This is a genomic window from Actinomyces sp. HMT897 (assembly GCF_016626125.1).
Classification (GTDB): domain Bacteria; phylum Actinomycetota; class Actinomycetes; order Actinomycetales; family Actinomycetaceae; genus Actinomyces.
The window spans coordinates 2,491,054-2,509,356 of sequence record NZ_CP067336.1 but is presented as its reverse complement, the minus strand read 5'-3'; the positions used below and the strand labels follow the sequence as shown (position 1 = coordinate 2,509,356).

The window sequence follows — 18,303 nt, the reverse complement described above, 5'->3', positions numbered from 1 at the left end:
CGGACGGGGGCCAGACCCTGGCTCCCGTCCGTGCCGCACGCCCGCGTCGCACGACACCCCCCAGGCGTGCCGGGACTGCCCGCAGGCAGGTCTCAGGCACAATGTCGTGCATGTCTGAGACCTGCCCCTCCGGTATCCCCCACGTACGCTCCACCCGTACCGTCGCGCTGGCCCGTACCGTCCAGGAGCTGGAGGAGCACCAGTCCCACCGGGGGTGGGACGCGCCGGTGGCGGTCTTCGCCCTGGTCCGCACGGCCGACGCCCTGGAGGTCGACCCTGAGCTCGCCACCCTCCTGGACCCCGAGGCCCTGGAGCAGGCCCGCACCGACCCCGAGGCGCTGACCGCGATCGAGCAGGAGGGCCTGCCCGCGGCGGCGGGCCTGGAGGACCTGCTGTCCCAGCTCGCCTGGCCCGAGGGCGTGGACGGGGTGGCCGTGGCGGTGGAGCGGGTCATGCTCCCGCCCCGGGCCTCCCAGGACGCCGCCGCGATCACCGACGAGGCCGAGCGCGCGGCCTACCTGGCGGACCGCGCCGACAAGGACGACGTCCGCATTGTCGTCGGCGTGCTGCGGGGCGGGGAGACGTGGTGCGCACTGCGGACCCGCTCCCACGACTCCCCCGACGCCGTCGCCCAGGGGCCCCGGCTGGTACCGGGGCTGTCCACGGCCCTGGCCGCGACCCTGGTCTGAGGCGGCTGGCCAGCGGCTGGTGGAGCCCGCCAGGGGTGCCTGCGGGCGGCAGTGGCGAGCCTCCCCGGGGCCCGTGTCCCTTAGTCCCCCAGGCCCTCGGGCCGGTTCTCGTCGGCGTCCTTGGCGCCCTCGGCGTAGCCCAGCGTCCCGTCCAGGAGGGAGGCCAGGTCCGCGTCCACCTCGGAGTCCAGGTCCTGGGCGGCCCGGCGCATGGTGATAAAGCTCGTGGGGTCGGCCAGCTCCGCGGCCGTGGGCATGACGTCAGGGTGCTGCCAGAAGGCGTCACGCTCGGCGTCACCCACCTCCTGCCCCAGGTGGTGCCACAGGACCGCAGCCTCACGTGCCAGGCGCGGCCGGAAGGTCAGGCCAATGAGCCGGGAGAAGACCTGCTCGGCCGGGCCTCCCTGGGCCCGACGGCGTCGGACCATCTCCGCCAGGGCCACCGCGTGGGGCAGGTGCGGGGCGGTGGCCCGTGCCGTGACCACCTCGACCCACCCCTCCACCAGGGCCAGCAGGGTCTCCAGACGCTCCAGGGCCTCCTTCTGGGCGTCGGTCTCCTGGGGGGCGAACATGCCCCCGGCCAGCGCCTCCCGCAGGGCCTCGGGGTCGGAGGGGTCGACCTGGGCGACGGCGGACTCCACGGCGGCGTTGTCAATGGTGATCTCGCGGGCGTAGGCCTCCACCGCGCCCAGGAGCTGGCCACGCAGCCAGGGGACCTGGGAGTAGAGGCGGGCCGCCGCCGCCTCGCGCACCGCCAGGAAGACGCGCACCTCCTCCTCGTCGGCCTCCAGCCCCTGGGCGAAGGCGCTGACGTTGGCGGGCACCAGGGCGGTCCCGGGCTCACGGGTCAGCGGCAGCCCCACGTCCGTGGAGGCCAGGGCCTCCCCGGCCAGCTCGCCAATGGCGTGGCCGAGCTGGAGGCCGAAGGCCGTGCCCGCCATGGAGCGCATAATGGAGCCCAGCGCCCCGAGCTGCTTGGCCTCGGCGCCCATGTCGGCGGGCAGGTCACGCATCTGGTGCTCCAGGGCCCCGGCCAGGGCGGCGGTGGCGGCGGCGGCCACGGGGGCGCACACGTCCTTCCACACCGGCAGGGTGCGCTCCACCCAGTCCCCGCGGCTCCAGGCCTCGCGCCTGCCGGGGGCCGGCATGAGGTCGGTGGCCGTGTCGAGCCAGAGGTCAGCCACCTGCAGGGCGCGGGTGGTGGCCTCGGCCTGGGCCGCGGTGACGGTGGGGTCGCCCTTGGAGCGGGCCTCGGTCAGGGCCAGGTCCCCTCCCATGGACCAGTTGACCGGCTCCCCGGCGGAGGAGGCGAACATCTGGGTGAGCTGGGAACGCACCGCCATGATCTGGCCCGGGCTGAGGCTGGTCAGGTCGCTGATGCCGCTGACCTGGGCGAGGGTCTGGGGGTCTACGCCGGAGGCGCGCAGGGCGTCGACGGCGTCACCTGCGGTCTGCGGGCCGAACAGGGAGGCCAGCAGCTCCTCCAGCTGGTCGAAGGGGTCCTCGCTCATGGGCTTCCTCTCAGGTGTGGCGCAGGGCCGGGACCTGCCTGCTGCGCGGTAAGACCTCATCGTGACACGGTTTGCTGGGGGTACGCTGTCAGGATGCCGACGGCGAACACCGGGCGGGCCGGTGCCTCGGTGCTCCCCCTCCTCGTGTCCTCCCAGGTGGGTGCCGCATGATGGGACGGTGAGCACCACGGAGCACCCAGCCGACACCTGCCCTCCCCCCGGCCCGCAGCCCCCCTCGCCCCTGCCGGCGCAGGAGACGGGTCAAGACGGGACCGCCCCCCGGAGCCGACGGCGTCGGGGGCCGGTCATTGCGGTCGCACTCATTGCGGTGACCCTCCTGGTGGTAGCCAGCGTCACCATCCCGGTCAACGTGGTCATTGAGGCCCCCGGCCCGACCTGGAACGTCCTGGCCGCCGGCGGTGAGGGCTCCGCCGACGTCCTGACCGTCTCCGGCGCACCGACCTACCAGGCCGACGGCGCCCTGCGCATGACCACGGTCTCGGTCAGCGGCTGCCCCGGCTACCCCGTCCACCTCGTGGACCTGGTGGGCGCGTGGCTCGACGACGAGGAGGAGATCCTGGACCGGGAGTCGGTCTGCCCCTCCAACCTCAGCCAGGAGCAGGTGGACCAGGCCAACCAGGCCCAGATGACCGGCTCCCAGGACGCCGCGGTGGTCGCCGCCCTCATGGAGACGGGCCTGGCCACGACCATGACGCTGACGATCTCGGGGGTGGCCCAGGAGCAGGCCGACAGCGGGCTCAAGGCCGGTGACGTGCTGGTCTCGGTCACGCCGTCGGGCGCGGCGACCACCACCATCACCACCTACACCGACCTGCGTACGCTCATGTCCTCCCTGGCCCCGGGCACGGAGGTCACCCTGGGGCTGCGCCGGGACGGGGCCGAGACCACCGCCACCGTGACCACCCTGGCGCCGCCGCAGGGCTCGGACCGCCAGGGCTCGCTCCTGGGCGTCTACCTGTCCGCCAGGGCGGACTCCGGGGTGGAGGTCAGCTTCGGGCTGGCAGACGTGGGCGGCCCGAGCGCCGGCATGATGTTCGCCCTGGGGATCGTGGACGAGGTCACCCCCGGCTCCCTGACCGGGGGGCAGGACGTGGCGGGCACCGGCACCATCGCGATCGACGGCACGGTGGGGCCGATCGGCGGGATCGCCCAGAAAATGGCTGGCGCCCGGCGGGCGGGCTCGCGCTACTTCCTGGCCCCGGCCGCCAACTGCCCGGAGGTGGTCGGGCACGTCCCCGCGGGCCTGGAGGTGGTCTCGGTGTCCACCCTCCACGAGGCGGTCACCGCTCTGAAGGGTATTGCCAGCGGTAGCACGAGCGACCTGCCTACCTGCGAGTCCCAGTAGGCTGGACACGGCACAGGCCAGTAGAGCAGGGCATGACACGTCTGCGAGCCGACCTTCAGACATCCTGCCGACACGGCTGAAAACCCAGCAGAATCTCCTCATGTGTGACACCCTTGATACAAGGTAAAATTGTCAAGCATGATCGAGAGGGTGTAGACAATGCACTATCGTGGTGGTGCGCCCGTGTTGTGGCGTAGTCCGGACACCATCCAGGTCGGCTCCTCACGAGGCACCGTGGTCTGCGGCCTGAGTGCCCGGGAGCAGCGTTTCCTCAGCTCCCTGCCGGAGTTCATCAGCCCCGAGAGCGTGCGCGCCGACGCCCGGGCCGCGGGGCTGACCACCGCCCAGGCCCGCAGCGTCCTGGGGCGCCTGCGACAGGTCGGGGCGCTGGTCCCCGGCCACCTGCCCACCGCCCAGGACGAGGTCTACTGGGAGCGCGTCGCGGACCTGCCCCAGGAGCGGACCCGGGCGCTGCGCCGCGGCGTCGTGGCCCTGGTGGGCAACGGCGGCCTGACCGGGCCCATTGCCCGCCTCCTGGCCCGCTGCGCGGTGGGCACCGTCCTCCTGAGGGACCCTACCGCCCAGGACCTGGTCAAGGAGCTGGAGGACCTGGGGGTCAGGACGACGACGCCGCGGCGCCTGCCCGACCTGGTCCTGACCGTGGAGGGGCAGGTCATTGACCCGTTGCGGGCCCGTCGGCTCAGCCAGCTGGCGCACCTGCCCGTGACCTGCGGCGAGACCGCCGTGCGGGTGGGGCCGCTCCTGGGGCCGCAGGCCAGCCTGTGCGTGACCTGCCTGGGTCTGTGGGAGCGCGAGGCCGATCCCGACTGGCCTAACCTGGCCACCCAGCTGCGGACGCTGCCCGCCCCCGTCATGGAGTCCCTCCTGAGCCAGCAGGCGGCGGCGCTGGCGGTGCGGGCGGCCACTGACGTCCTGACCGGCCGGGGACCTATCTGGCTGGGGCGCAGCGTGGAGCTCAGCGCCCTGGACCCGGTGGGGCTGGAGCGCCTGTGGGACCCGCACCCCGAGTGCGTGTGCAGCCAGGTCACCGAGGCCCCGCCCTCCGAGGCCCCCGACCCGGCGCCCGCGCGGCCGGGGGGCCAGGCCGAGGCCCCAGGCACGGCGCCCGGCACCGCCAGCGCACCGCCCGACGCCCCCGGCACCCCCGGCACACCCGGCACGGTATCCGATGCCCCCGACGCGGTGCCCCCGACGGGGCCAGCTCTCAGTCCTGGGCCGGATGCTCCCGGAGCACCTTCAGCACAGCCGGGCCGTACTCCTGGAGCTTGACCGCGCCGACGCCCTTGACCGCGGCCAGGTGGGGCAGCGTCGTGGGCCGCATAATCGCGATCAGGCGCAGGGTGGAGTCGGAGAAGACGGTGAAGGCGGGCCTGGACCGCTCCTTGGCCACGCCCGCCCGCCAGGCCCGCAGCTCCTCGAACAAGGCCACGGTGGCCGGGTCGTTCTCGGCCTCGAAGTCCACGGCGGCCTGCCTGGCACGGCCCCTGGAGCCCGCCCCGGCGGTGCCACGACCACGGGCCCTGCTGGCGGGCGCGGGCCAGATGCCGTCCAGGAAGCGGGAGGGCTGGCGGGAGGCCCGCCCCCCCGGGGTGCGGGCCCGGGCGTAGGAGATGACCAGGTGCTGGCGGGCGCGGGTGACGCCCACGTAGAGCAGGCGGCGCTCCTCCTCGACGGCGTCGGCCCCCTCGGCCAGGGATATGGGCAGCAGCCCCTCGCAGGCCCCTACCAGCAGGACGGCGTCCCACTCCAGGCCCTTGGAGGCGTGCAGGGAGGCCAGGGTGACACCCGCCACCGTGGGGGCGTTCTGAGCGGAGGCCCGCTCAGTGAGCTCAGTCACCAGGGCGTCCAGGTCGGAGCCCCGGCGCTCGGCCATCTGGTCAGCGAGCTCGACAATGGCGGCCAGGGACTCCCAGCGCTCACGCACGGCCCCCTGGGCGGCGGGCGGCTCGGCGTGCCAGCCCTCCCGGGCCAGGAAGGTGCGCACGTCGTCCCCCAGGTCCCCGGTCAGGGTGGCCCGCTCGGTGCGGGCCGCGGCCCGGAGCACCACCATGGCGCGCTTGACCTCCTCGCGCTCAAAGAAGCGCTCGCCCCCGCGTACCAGGTAGCCGATCCCGGCACGGGACAGGGCCTGCTCAATGGCCTCGGACTGGGAGTTGGTGCGGTACAGGACGGCGATCTCGCTCAGTGGCACGCCGCTGGAGCGCAGTCGCCGCACCTGGGCCACCACGCCCTGGGCCTCGGCGACGTCGTCGTCATAGGCCTGGTAGCGCACGGCGGGCCCGGCGGGACGCTGGGCCACGAGCTCGACGGCGCCGGCGGGCAGACGCAGCACCCCGCCCCGGCGTGAGCGCGCCAGGACCTGGTTGGCCAGGGAGACCACCTGGGGGGTGGAGCGGTAGTCGCGGCTCAGGCGTACCGTGCGGGCGCCGGCGTAGCGGGAGGCGAAGCCGGTGAGGAAGTCGGGGGTGGCCCCGGTGAAGGAGTAGATGGTCTGGGAGACGTCCCCCACCACGCACAGCTGGCGCCGCCGTCCCAGCCACAGGTCCAGCAGCCGCTGCTGGAGGGGGGAGACGTCCTGGTACTCGTCGACCACGAAGTGCTTGTACTGGCCACGCACCTGGGCGGCGACGTCCTCGCGGTCCAACAGGATACCGACCGTCAGGAGCAGGACGTCCTCGAAGTCAATGACGCCGCGCTCGCTCTTGGCCTCCTCGTAGGCGACCAGGACCTGGGCCACGGCGGCGGGCTCCATCCCGGCCACCCCGGTGCGGCCCGCGGCTGCGGACACCTGGACGTAGTCCTCGGGCAGGGTCATGGTGACCTTGGCCCACTCGACCTCGGCGGCCAGGTCGCGAATGAGGGCCCGGTCGGTGGACACGCCCAGGCGGCGGGCGGCCGCGCCCACGAGGGGGGCCTTGTGGGACTGGATCTCGGGACGGCGACCCCCGATGGCGGTGGGCCAGAAGTAGGTGAGCTGGCGCAGGGCGGCGGAGTGGAAGGTGCGGGCCTGCACCCCGGGGACGCCCAGGTCGGCCAGGCGCGAGCGCATCTCACCGGCGGCCCGGGCGGTGAAGGTCACGGCCAGGACCTGGGTGGGCTGGTAGGCGCCCACGGCCACCCCGTAGGCGATCCGGTAGGTGATGGCCCGGGTCTTACCGGTCCCGGCACCGGCCAGGACGCACAGGGGGCCCTCCAGGTGCTCGGCGACCTGCCGCTGGTCGGAGTCGAGGGCCTCCAGGAGCGCCTGGGCGTCCCATCTGGCAGCCGGCGTGGCAAAAGACGGCGGCGCGGGTGACGGCGGGGCGGACGGCGCGGGTGACGGCGGGGCGGACCGCGGTGCTGGGGCGGGTGGCGGCGGTGAGGATGTCGGAGGCTGGCTCATTAGGTCCAAGGGTGCCACGCCTGCCCGCCCTCCCGCCCCCTGCAGGACCCTGACGCCCTTCTCGGCCGGTCCCCGGCACCCCGCCCCCTGGTACTCCGGCGCCTCTGGCGTCAGGGACGCGCGCGCAGGCCCGAGGTCGGCGGGGCGGCCTGACCCGGCACCTCTGGCGTCAGGGGCGTTCGGGCTGGTCGTACCAGTCGTCAATGAGGACGCGGGCGATCGAGGTGCGTCCCGGCAGGACCACCTCCCTGCGGGCCACCGCCTCGGCGAGCTGGGCCCGGGTGAGCAGGCGGGCGCCGGTGACCTCGACGCCGTCGGGCCGGGGCAGGCCCTGACCGGGGACCAGGCGGGCCCGGTAGCCCAGCATGAGGGAGCGGGGGAAGGGCCAGGGCTGGGTGGCCACCTGCTCCACACGCCCTACCCGCAGCCCCGTCTCCTCCCAGACCTCCCGGGCCACGGCCGCCTCGGCGTCCTCCCCCGCCTCGACAAACCCGGCGACCACGGAGTACCTGCGCGCCTCCCAGGTGGCCCCGTGAACCAGCAGGAGGCGGTCGGCGTCGTCGGTGACGGCCATAATGACGGCCGGGTCGGTGCGGGGGAAGTGCGTGGCGGCGCAGCCCGGGCAGCGCCGCGCCCACCCGGCCTGGACGACCCGGGTGGGGGTCCCGCAGGCCGGGCAGTAGCGGGAGCGGTGGTGCCAGGCGGCCAGGGCCACCGCCGTGGTGGCCAGGCCCGCGTCGTGGGCGTCCATGTCCGCGCCCACCGCGCGCAGGGCCGCCAGGGGGTAGCGGGACAGGAGCCCGTCCAGGTCGGCGCGTCCCCCCTCGTCCTGCCGGTCCTGCCGGTCCGCGCCCCCGGGCAGGACGACGCCCACCCAGGACGTCCTCCCCGGCCCGGGTGCGGGTTGCTCCGGGGCCAGCTGGCTGGCACCCTGTGGGTCCGGGACCGGCTGGTCCGAGACGCGCTGCCTCAGGGCGGCCCCCGAGTCCTGCCTCGGCTGGCTGGCACCCCGCGGGGCGGGCCCGGGGACCTGGGGCGCCGGTGGGGCGCCGTCGTCGGGCTCACGCCCCAGGTAGAGCGCGGTCAGGTCCTCCGCCTTCAGGAGGTCGCCCAGGTCGGCGGCGACCAGGGGCGCCAGGCGTACACGCTCCGACGTCGCGGGGGCCGGGAGCAGGGCGTCCGGGGGCGTGAGCCCGTCCTGGGGCAGGTCGGCACCCAGGGGCACCGGTCCCGCCTGGACGGCCACGCGCCCGCGCGCATCGACGAGGACCACCCGGGTGGCCGGGTCCGCGGCCAGGTGGTCCAGGAGGTACGGCTCACCGCGCCGACCGGCGTCGCGGTCGGTGGCGGAGCGGGAGAGCGCGAGGTAGGGCATACACCCATCCTGCCACCGCGGCTACGATCCGCCCTGTGCGCACCTACCTGGACCACGCAGCCACGTCCCCGCTCCGGCCGGAGGTCGCCCAGCAGGTGGCGGCCGACCTCGCCGACAACCTGGGCGGCTGGGCCAACCCGGCGGCCACGCACGCCTCGGGGCGGCGCGTAGGGGCGGCGCTGGCCCGGGCCCGGGCGCGCCTGGCCACCGCCCTGGAGGTGGACCCCCACGAGGTGCTGCTGACCAGCGGCGGCACCGAGGCCGACGCGCTGGTCGTCTCCGGGCGGGTCCTGGCGGCGCGGGCCCAGGGGACGCGCAGGACCGTCACGCACACGGCAGCCGGCAGCCGAGCGCCTGGAACCCGTCACGAGGACCACCACGCGCCGGGTACGGGGAAGAGGCGGGTGCCCACGGGCAGCGGTGCCGGGGACTGCACCCCCCGGCTCGTCGTCTCCCCTACCGAGCACCCGGCCGTCCTGGACTCCGCCCGCACCGCCGTCGCCCACCTGGGGGCGGAGCTGGACCTGCTGGCGGTCGACGCCGCTGGCCGGGTGCTGCCCGGCTCCCTGGCCGAGGCGGTGTCCCCTGGTGGGAACCGTCCGTCTGCGGCCCTGGTGTCGGTCATGGCGGCCAATAACGAGACCGGCGTCCTGCAGGACGTCGGCGGACTCGTCCGGGTCGTCCGGGAGGCCACCGGGGCGCGTCGCCCCACGGACCCCGGCTACGTCCCCGTGCACTGTGACGCCGTCGCCGCCCTGGGCAAGGTGCCGGTGCGCTTTGGCGCCTGGGGTCTGGACGCCATGAGCGTCACCGGCCACAAGATCGGGGCGCCCGTGGGAACCGGGGCGCTGGTGGCCCGGCGTAACCTGACACTGGTGACGGCCACGGGCGGGGGCCGCCAGGAGCGGGGGATCCGCTCGGGCACGCAGGACGTCGTCGGGGCACGGGCCCTGGCGCTGGCCGTGGAGCTGGCGGTGGCCGAGCAGGTTGAGGAGTCACGCAGGCTGGAGGTGCTGCGCAGCAGGCTCCTGCAGGGGGCCTGCGCCCTGGAGGGGGTACACGCCACGCTCCCGGCCGACGCCCCCCACCTGCCCACCACGGCGCACCTGTGGTTCGAGGAGGTGGACACCGAGGCCCTGCTCATGGCCCTGGACATGGGCGGCGTGGACGTCTCAGCCGGTTCCGCCTGCCACGCGGGCGTCATCCGGCCCAGCCACGTGCTGGAGGCCATGGGCCTGGGCGAGGGCCCGGCACGCTCGACGCTGCGCTGCTCCATGGGCTGGTCCACCACCGCCGACGACGTCGAGCGGCTGCTCGACGTCCTGCCCGCGGCCCTGGACACCGCCCGCCGGGGGTACTCAGCCAGGCGGTGAGGCCGGACCAGGGATCCTCAACTTACTGAGATGAAGACCATAGTCTTTGACGTCCGTACAGAGGGGGCTCATGTCCTCCTCGTCCAGGGGGCCTCCGTCACCACCCGGCGACGGAGGCCCCCTGACCTGCGTGGACACCCCCGGCTGGTACGCCCGGGCACCCACTAGCTCCCCGCTCACGCGGGGCCAACGCGACGGCTAACCACCACACGGGGTCATCTCTGCTCACGCAGAGTCCGTACCGCCACGGCTCCATGCGTGCTAGCATAGCTCATGCCACGGCTAACCCACACACATTCAGCCCCGACAGTACCCGACTCGATCAGAAGAAGGAGGTGACCCGGGTGACATCAAAGGTGGCACCCACCAAGAAGAACAAGAACCATGATTCACAGCTCCTCGAAGTGCTTCGTCTTCTTGCAAGCTGCTTGAAGAGCGTAGCTATCATTATCTCCGCTTTCTTCTAGTTCGAGAAGACCGTCGCTGTCTGGGTGTTGGTGCAGCTGCCACTGCACCAACACCCAGGCTAGCCGCTTTCCGGCCCACCCCCAAGTCATGACGCCGCGTCCAGGAGCCGAAGCCGCACCATGAGCCTCCACCACGAACCATGGCTATCTCGTCAGCACGGAACACTGTTGATAACAGTTTGATCTCAACGGGCACCTCAGGGCGTGTTGCTGTGACTGGCGCGATAGCCTGGGCCAGCCCCCACGGAAGGAACCCCCGTCCCTATGGAACTGTCAGCTCGCGCCCAGCGCGTGTGGGCCAAGTCCGGCTACGACCCCGAGAGCAGGCGCTGGCTCCCGCTCTGGCTGCACCTGCTCGACTCCGCCACTCTCGCCGGGCACCTCGCCGAGCACTGGCTGGCGCCCACCGTCCAGGACCTCATTGAGCGCGAGTTCGCCGACTCAGCCTCAGGGCTGGCCCCGGTGGACGAGTTCTGCCTCCTGGCCTCCTGGACCACCGGCGTCCACGACGTCGGCAAGTGCACCCCGGCCTTCTCCTGCCAGGTCACGAGCCTGGACGACCGCATGGCGGAGGTGGGCCTGAGGCACGAGCACGTCGATATCAAGGAGCGTCGTAAGCTCCCCCACGCCCTGGCAGGCCACCTGATCCTGAGGTCCTGGCTCACGGGCGAGCACGGCTGGGCGCCTGGGGCGGCCCAGGCCCTGGCCTCCGTGGTCGGCGCCCACCACGGCATCCCGCCCACGAGGGCGGCCCTGACCAACGATCTCAGCGGGCACGAGCACCTCCTGGGTGACGAGGCGTGGGCCACCACCCAGCGTGAGCTCCTTGAGCTCGTGACAGCCCGCACCGGTGCGGGGCCCCTGCTGCCCGGCTGGGGGCGGCACCGCTGGTCCCAGCCCTTCCTGGTGGAGCTCTCGGGCCTGGTCATTGTGGCGGACTGGCTCGCCTCCACGGAGGCGTACTTCCCTCTTCTTCCCCTGGACGACGACGGACTGGACCACCTCTCCCCCGACGCCCACGCCGAACGGGTAGCCACCGGCCGGTCCCGCCTGGAGATTCCCGCTCCGTGGCACCCCCGTGACGAGGGCGCCGACCCCGACGTGCTGCTCACCCAGCGCTTTGAGCTACCCGGGGGAGCCCGGGCCACCGACGTGCAGGCACGCACCCTGGAGGCGGCCCGCACCATGGAGCTGCCGGGGATGCTCATTGTCGAGGAGTCCACAGGAGGCGGCAAGACCGAGGCCGCCCTCATGGCCGCCGAGGTGCTCGCCGCCCGGACCGGCCGGGCCGGGGTGCTCTTCGCCCTGCCCACCCAGGCGACCACGGACGCCATGTTCTCCCGTGAGCTGTCCTGGCTGGAGCGGATCGAGGAGGCCTACGCCGCCGGGGGCGCGCCGTCGGACTTTGCCGTCCAGCTCGTGCACGGTCGCGCCCGGCTCAATGAGGAGGCCCGGGTGCTGCGCAGGCGCGGCTACGAGATCCGCGACCGGCTCCTGGGGGCGCTCGGCGGACAGGCCGACTCCGTCCCGCGCCCCGCCGGGATCGGCTGGGACGAGGAGGAGGCCCGTACCAGCCGGACCGCCAGCACTAAGAGGCGCCGTCGGGCCGACCTGGCCATCCTGGCCTGGTTCAACGGGCGCAAGAAGACCATGCTCGCCGACTTCGTGGTCACCACCGTGGACCACCTGCTCTTTGAGGCCATGCGCGCCCCTCACCTGGCCATGCGGCACCTGGGGCTGAGCCGCAAGGTGGTCGTCGTGGACGAGGTGCACTCCTACTCCACCTACATGAACGTCTACCTGGACCGTGCCCTGACCTGGCTCGCCTCCTACGGCGTGCCGGTGGTGCTCCTGTCAGCCACCCTGTCCGAGGCGCGCTGCACCGCCCTGGTCGACGCCTACCGGCGCGGCCTGCGCCTGGCCGCGGGAGAGCAGGTCCCCAGGACCCCCACCCCCCAGGCCCTGCGCACGCCCTTCCCCTGCCTGGTCACCGCGGGGCGCGAGCGCACCGAGGTCACCGCGACGTCGGCCTCGGGGCGGCGCAGCACGGTGCACCTCAGGCGCCTGACCAAGGACGCCCTGGTCCCGCTCCTGACAGAGGCGCTGGCCGACGGCGGCTGCGCCCTGGTGGTGCGCAACACGGTGCGGCGCGCCCAGGAGACCTACGAGCTGCTGCGTGAGACCTTCGGTGAGGACGTGGGCCTCAACCACGCCCGCTTCACCATTGGGGACCGCCTGGCCAAGGACGCCGACCTGCTGCGCCGCTTCGGGCCGCCGCGCAGCCGCCCCGATCGGCCGCACCGGGCGGTCGTCGTGGCCACGCAGGTGGTGGAGCAGTCCCTGGACGTGGACTTCGACCTGCTGGTGAGCGACCTGGCCCCCATTGACCTGGTCCTTCAGCGCATGGGCCGGCTCCACCGCCACAACCGGCCTCGCCCGCCCCGGCTTGCCACCCCTACCTGCTACATCGACTACCTGCCCTCCACCACCTCTGACGACCCGGCCGTGGAGCCTGGCGCCAAGGCGATCTACGGGGAGCAGGACATGCTCATGAGCGCGGCCGCCCTGGACCGGGTGCTCGACGGCCTCGGGGTGGTCACCGTGCCCGACGACGTCCACGACCTCATTGAGGCCGTCTACGGAGCCGACGCCCCGGTACCACCCAAGTGGCGGGAGACTGTGTCCCAGGCCAGGGAGGCGTATGAGAAGGAGCGATCCGACAAGTTCAAATCGGCGCAGGGATTCCTTCTCGATGAGCCGAAGAAGTCGGGGAGGAGCACCTCACTGGTGGGCTGGCTGCACACGACCGCCTCGGACAACGAGGAGAAGGGTCGGGCCCAGGTGCGCGACGGCGAGGACTCCCTGGAGGTCATCCTCCTGGATCTGCACCGGGACGGTGGCCAGGAGGAGCCACGTACCCTGCCGTGCCGGCCTGGCGGCACGGTGCACATTATCCCGACCGACCGCGTCCCTGACCCGAAGGTCGTGCGCGCCATGGCCCTGTCCGCGGTGAGGCTGCCCGCGAGCCTGTCCAACGCGCGCGTCATCGACCAGGTCATTGACGAGCTGGAGCGGTGGGTCGTTCCTGCCTGGCAGGACGAGCCGCAGCTGCGCGGCCAGCTCTTCCTGGTCCTGGAGGACGGCCGGGCCCACCTGGGCGGCAAGACACTCGAGTACTCCCCCACCACCGGACTGAAGGAGATCAGCCCTCAATGACAATGGAAACACCCAGCTTTAACCTTCTTGACGAGCCCTGGATACGGGTGACCCGGCTCAACGGCACCCCTGACGAGGTCTCACTGCTGACCGTCTTCCGCGAGGCGGCGGACATTGCCGGCATCCACGGCGAGATCGCCAGCCAGGACGTGGCCATACTGCGCCTGCTGCTGGCAGTCTGCCACCGCGTCATGGACGGACCGGAGGACCTGGAGACCTGGGAGGAGTACTGGGACGCCCCCGGGACCCTGGGACGGGCCGCCGTCGCCTACCTGGAGGACTACCGGGACCGCTTTGACCTGCGCCACCCGGAGCACCCCTTCTTCCAGGTGGCAGGGATCCACGCCGCCTCCGGGAAGACCTCAAGCCTGGAGTCCCTCATTGCGGACGTCCCCAACGGGGATCCCTTCTTCACCACCCGGATCGCCCAGGGCCTGGAGTCCGTCAGCTGGTCGGAGGCGGCCCGGTGGCTGGTGCACGTCCACGCCTTCGACCCCTCCGGCATACGCACAGGCGCTGCCGGCGACCCTAAGGTCAAGGGAGGCAAGGGGTACCCCATTGGTCCCGGCTGGACGGGGCAGATCGGTGTCGTGTCCGTGACCGGGCAGGACCTGGAGCGCACCCTGCTGCTCAATACCGTCGTCTGCGAGGTGGCCGACGGCCTCGACGTGGACCCGGCCACGGACTTGCCCCCGTGGGAGTGCGAGCCGGACACCCCCGCGGGCTCGCTCACCCTGGAGCCCACCGGCCCGGTGTCCTGCTACACGTGGCAGACACGCCGCGTCCTCCTCCACGGCGATACCCGCGTCACCAGCCTGTTCCTGGGCAACGGGGACAAGGCGACCCCCCAGAACCGCTACCTGGTCGAGCCCATGACCGCATGGCGCTACTCCGAGCCGCAGACCAAGAAGCTCAAGGCCACCGTCTACATGCCCCGTAAGCTGCCCACGGACCGGGCCTTCTGGCGAGGGCTGTCCACGCTCGTCGCCCAGCTGAGCCCCCGGGTCACGGTCAAGGGTGCCGGTGAGGTACCCCGGTACCGCTCCCCCGGTGTCATCTCCTTCTACCAGGAGCTCATGCTCCAGGGCATTGTGCCACTGAGCGGTCTTATTCCCGTGCACGCCGTCGGCATGGAGTACGGGGCCCAGGAGGCGGTTGTCTCCGAGCTGGTCGACGACGCCTTGTCCCTGCCAGCCGGTCTGCTGGATCCGAGCAGCACGCGCCTGGTGGGGGTCGTCCACGACGCCATGGAGGAGACGGAAGGAGCTGCCTCCGCGCTGCGGAACCTGGCCGCGAACCTGGACAGGGCGTGCGGAGGGAGCCCGGACACGGCCACGGCCGCACGGGGCTGTGCCGGGGCCGCCTTCTACCAGGTGATTGACGAGCACTTCCCCCGCTGGTTGGCCTCCCTGGACGAGGCCGACCCCGCCGAGGCCCGCGATGAGTGGCGTGCCCTGCTGCGCTCCGAGGCCTGGAGGCAGCAGAAGGCACTCACCTCGGCCGTGCCCGACACCGCCTTTGCCGGGCGCGGTGAGGGCAAGGGGCGCATGGACGTGGGCCGCGCCCTGACCTACTTCCGTATCGCGCTCAAGAAGGCGATACCACCAGCCAAGTCGCAGGACGCACCCGTCGAGGACGGAGAAAGGACATCAGCATGACCGCAGCGGATACCAGGACACCTCCTGATTCGGGAGGCACCACCCGATCCCGACGACGTCCCTCCCTGGGGGCTACTGGCAGGCTCGTGAACCAGCGTGTGAGCGGTAAGAACGGGTTGCAGAGTCGTTACCTGCATAACGAGGCTCAGGCCCGTGAGCAGATGGCGGCACTGCGCGGCGCCGTGACCCGGGAGCCCGGGGAGGTCCCCGCCACCTGGGCACTCACCCAGGTAAGGGTCCCCGACGACGCGGGTGACGCTCCCACCCCGGAGGAGGTCGCCGTCCACACCGCCATGACCCTCTACGCCGTGCACCAGCAGTCCCGCACCGACCCCATGTTCCACCCCGGTAAGGGGCTGGGGCACGCCTCCCGAGAGCTGATCGGTCCTCCCGACCAGGAGAACCCCTCGGCCCGTAAGCGTTTTAACGCCCTGGTCACCTCCACCACCATTACCGAGCTGCGCCACCACCTACGAGACCTCGTCTCCCTGCTGCGGGCCCGGGGAATCACCCTGGACCACGCCATGCTCGCCGACGACATCGTCCGCTTCCAGCGTCCGGGCGGGGCCAAGGAGGTCCGCCTGGTCTGGGCCCGCCAGTACCACTTTATGTCCACGGCAGACGGCGCTGACTCAGCGTCCCGCACCGACCGCACTACCACACCAGAATCGGAGAACTGACTATGAGCACCTACGTCGATATCCACGTCATCCAGAACCTGCCTCCCTCCTGCGTCAACCGTGACGACTCAGGCTCCCCCAAGTCCGCCGTCTACGGGGGCGTACGCCGTCTACGGGTCTCCAGCCAGTCCTGGAAGCGGGCCACCCGCCTGTACTTCAACGACCTCCTGGACGCCAAGGACGTCGGCGTGCGCACCAAGCGGGTCGCCGAGCTGCTGGCCGCCCGGATCACCGAGGACGCCCCTGACCTCGCGGGGAACGCCACCAAGCTGGCCGAGGAGGTGTTCAAGACGGCCAGGATCAAGCTCTCGCCCCCACGCAACAAGAAGGACGCCCCTCCGGAGTCCGGCTACCTGCTGTTCCTGTCCACCAGCCAGGTAGAGCGACTGGCCGAGCTCGCGATCGCCTCGGCCCACAGCGGCGAGGCGCTGGACGCCAAGGCGGTCAAGAAGGTCTTCAAGGAGGCGCACGCCGTCGATATCGCCCTGTTCGGCCGTATGGTCGCCGACGACACCGACCTCAATGTCGACGCCGCCTGCCAGGTGGCCCACGCCATCTCCACGCACGCCGCGGAGAACGAGTACGACTTCTTCACCGCCGTGGACGACGAGAAGAACCGCTCCGAGGAGGAGGACGCCGGCGCCGGCATGATGGGCACGGTCGAGTTCTCCTCGGCCACCATGTACCGCTACGCCACCGTCAACGTGGACCTGCTGCGGCACAACCTCGGGGACAGTGAGGCCACGCTGCGGGCGCTGGAGGTCTTTGTCCGGGGCTTCTGCCTGTCCATGCCCACCGGTAAGCAGAACACCTTCGCCAACCGGACCGTGCCTGAGACCGTCGTCGTGACCGTGCGCGAGGACCAGCCCGTCTCCCTGGTGGGGGCCTTCGAGGAGGCGGTTCCGGCACAGGGCGCCCACGGCTACGTGGCCCGCTCCGTGGAGGCGCTGGCCCGGCACGCGGCGACGATCGAGGACAACTACGGCCTGGAGCCGCTGCGCAGCTTCGTGGTCGCGCTCACGGACAGTGACGCCGTGACCTCGCTCGGGGAGCGCGTGTCCTTCACCGACCTGCCGGCGCAGGTCCGCGAGGCCGTGTCCCCGCGCCTGCCCGGTCAGGAGCAGGCCTAATGGCCGTCCTCCTCCTACGACTCGCGGGCCCCATGCAGGCGTGGGGGGTGAGGTCCCGGTTCACGGTGCGCTCCACCGAGCTCGCACCGACCAAGAGCGGGGTGATCGGCATGCTGGCGGCCGCCGTCGGACGACGCAGAACGGACCCGATCGAGGACCTTATCAAGCTGCGTTTCGGGGTGCGCAAGGACCAGCCCGGCACCGTCATCCGGGACTTCCACACCGCACACACCCTGGACGGCAGGAGCTCCATGCCCCTGTCGAACCGCTACTACCTGGCCGACGCCGTCTTCCTCGCCGGAATTGAGGGCGACAAGGCGCTCCTGGAGGGCATTGACGAGGCCCTGCGGCACCCGGCCTTCCCGCTGTACCTGGGTCGCCGCTCCTGCCCGCCCGCCCTCCCGGTGTCCCTGGGGCTGCGGGAGGCGGCGCTGCTGAAGGCGCTGCGGGCTGAGCCGTGGCAGGCCTCGGACTGGTTCCGCCGCCGTCATGACGATGGTCTCAGCACGGAGATCCTCATTGACCAGGAGGTCGTACCAGCTGAGCAGCGTTCCGGCGGGGTCCGGGGCAGTCAGGACGTCCCGGTGTCCTTTGATCCTCGGCGCCGCGACTACGGATTCCGGGAGGTCGAGCGGATCATGGTACAGGTAGGGGACTCAGGGGCGGAGGCGTACAGGTCCACGTCCGTCGACGCCCACGACCCCATGGCTGAGCTGGCCGGGCCAACCGGACTGGAGGGGATGGGCTGGTGTTTCTGACAAAGATCGACCTGGACCCGACCCGCCGGGCGACCCGCAGGTACCTGGGCTCACCACAGGTCATGCACGCCGTCGTCATGAAGGCCACCAAGGGCGGCCAGGGCGAGGGGCCCGGCCGTGTCCTGTGGCGGGTTGACCAGGGCGTGACGACGTCGCTGTACCTGCTCTCCCCCTCGGAGCCCGACTGCACCCAGCTCGTGACCGAGGCGGGCGCGGCCGGCACGCAGGCACGGACCCTGGACTACTCACCGCTCCTGGACCGGCTGGCACCCGGACAGCTCTGGGCCTTCCGCCTGACGGCGAACCCCTCCTACTCGTCCCCACGGGGACCGGGGGTCCGCGGCAAGAGGTACGGGCACGTCACCGTCGAGCAGCAGCGGCAGTGGCTCGTCTCCCGCACCGCGGGTTACGGGTTCGAGCTCGTGCCCGTTGCTGATACGGACCCGGACCGCGCCGACTCCGTGGTGGTGGTGGTACGCCGGGAGCGTCCGGTCTTCAACCGGAACCGCCCCAATGAGGGAGGGCACGACCGGGTCACCATTAACAGGACCGTCTACGAGGGAGTGCTGCACGTCACTGACGCGGAGGTGCTGCGCCGCGTCCTCGTGACCGGGATCGGCCGGTCCAAAGCCTACGGCTGCGGACTCATGACGCTCGCCCGGGTGAGGCGGGGCTGA

The 18,303-nt window shown here is 72.2% G+C and carries 13 protein-coding genes; 10 read left to right on the top strand and 3 right to left on the bottom strand.

Annotation, left to right across the window (positions count from 1 at the left end; translation table 11 throughout):
- Positions 1–110 precede the first annotated feature (110 nt).
- Positions 111–689, top strand: coding sequence for a PPA1309 family protein (locus tag JJJ15_RS09750; RefSeq protein WP_106110472.1), 579 nt, complete (start codon positions 111–113; stop codon positions 687–689).
- A gap of 80 nt (positions 690–769) precedes the next feature.
- Here JJJ15_RS09750 and JJJ15_RS09745 read toward each other — a convergent pair whose 3' ends face one another.
- Entirely contained in the window at positions 770–2,200 is a 1,431-nt protein-coding gene (locus JJJ15_RS09745) for a zinc-dependent metalloprotease (RefSeq protein ID WP_200510601.1), read from the bottom strand.
- Positions 2,201–2,378: 178 nt separating this feature from the next.
- On the opposite strand from JJJ15_RS09745, the gene JJJ15_RS09740 reads away from it, so the two are divergent.
- Positions 2,379–3,566: a S16 family serine protease gene (locus tag JJJ15_RS09740; RefSeq protein ID WP_246742011.1), complete on the top strand. Its 1,188-nt coding sequence runs from the start codon at positions 2,379–2,381 to the stop codon at positions 3,564–3,566.
- Between the two features lie 183 nt (positions 3,567–3,749).
- A complete protein-coding gene (locus JJJ15_RS09735) occupies positions 3,750–4,856 on the top strand; it encodes a thiamine biosynthesis protein ThiF (RefSeq protein ID WP_200510600.1) in 1,107 nt (368 codons plus the stop codon).
- Here JJJ15_RS09735 and JJJ15_RS09730 read toward each other — a convergent pair.
- Both JJJ15_RS09730 and nudC read right to left on the bottom strand, forming a co-directional pair.
- On the bottom strand, positions 4,792–6,969 hold the full coding sequence (locus JJJ15_RS09730; protein WP_200510599.1) for an ATP-dependent DNA helicase UvrD2: 2,178 nt from the start codon (positions 6,967–6,969) through the stop codon (positions 4,792–4,794). The two genes, JJJ15_RS09735 and JJJ15_RS09730, sit on opposite strands and share 65 nt — an antisense overlap.
- 169 nt (positions 6,970–7,138) lie before the next feature.
- Entirely contained in the window at positions 7,139–8,344 is a 1,206-nt protein-coding gene (nudC, locus tag JJJ15_RS09725; protein ID WP_106110468.1) for an NAD(+) diphosphatase, read from the bottom strand.
- 35 nt (positions 8,345–8,379) lie between these two features.
- Between nudC and JJJ15_RS09720 the strand changes: the two genes are divergently transcribed.
- From JJJ15_RS09720 to cas6e, 7 genes are all read left to right on the top strand, one after another.
- Positions 8,380–9,717, top strand: a complete 1,338-nt coding sequence (locus tag JJJ15_RS09720; RefSeq protein ID WP_106110467.1) for a cysteine desulfurase family protein — start codon at positions 8,380–8,382, stop codon at positions 9,715–9,717.
- Between the two features lie 731 nt (positions 9,718–10,448).
- Positions 10,449–13,400, top strand: a complete 2,952-nt coding sequence (locus JJJ15_RS09715) for a CRISPR-associated helicase/endonuclease Cas3 (protein WP_106110466.1) — start codon at positions 10,449–10,451, stop codon at positions 13,398–13,400.
- Positions 13,397–15,058, top strand: coding sequence for a type I-E CRISPR-associated protein Cse1/CasA (gene casA, locus JJJ15_RS09710; RefSeq protein WP_200510598.1), 1,662 nt, complete (start codon positions 13,397–13,399; stop codon positions 15,056–15,058). Before JJJ15_RS09715 ends, casA begins: the two co-directional genes overlap by 4 nt.
- Positions 15,059–15,156: 98 nt before the next feature.
- On the top strand, positions 15,157–15,738 hold the full coding sequence (gene casB, locus JJJ15_RS09705) for a type I-E CRISPR-associated protein Cse2/CasB (RefSeq protein ID WP_246742010.1): 582 nt from the start codon (positions 15,157–15,159) through the stop codon (positions 15,736–15,738).
- Positions 15,739–15,740: 2 nt separating this feature from the next.
- Positions 15,741–16,868: a type I-E CRISPR-associated protein Cas7/Cse4/CasC gene (gene cas7e / locus JJJ15_RS09700; protein ID WP_106110463.1), complete on the top strand. Its 1,128-nt coding sequence runs from the start codon at positions 15,741–15,743 to the stop codon at positions 16,866–16,868.
- Positions 16,868–17,626 carry a type I-E CRISPR-associated protein Cas5/CasD gene (cas5e, locus tag JJJ15_RS09695; RefSeq protein WP_106110462.1) on the top strand — a complete coding sequence of 253 codons (759 nt, stop codon included), beginning with the start codon at positions 16,868–16,870 and terminating at the stop codon, positions 17,624–17,626. The genes cas7e and cas5e overlap by 1 nt, the downstream gene beginning before the upstream one ends.
- Positions 17,617–18,303, top strand: coding sequence for a type I-E CRISPR-associated protein Cas6/Cse3/CasE (gene cas6e, locus JJJ15_RS09690; protein WP_106110461.1), 687 nt, complete (start codon positions 17,617–17,619; stop codon positions 18,301–18,303). The genes cas5e and cas6e overlap by 10 nt, the downstream gene beginning before the upstream one ends.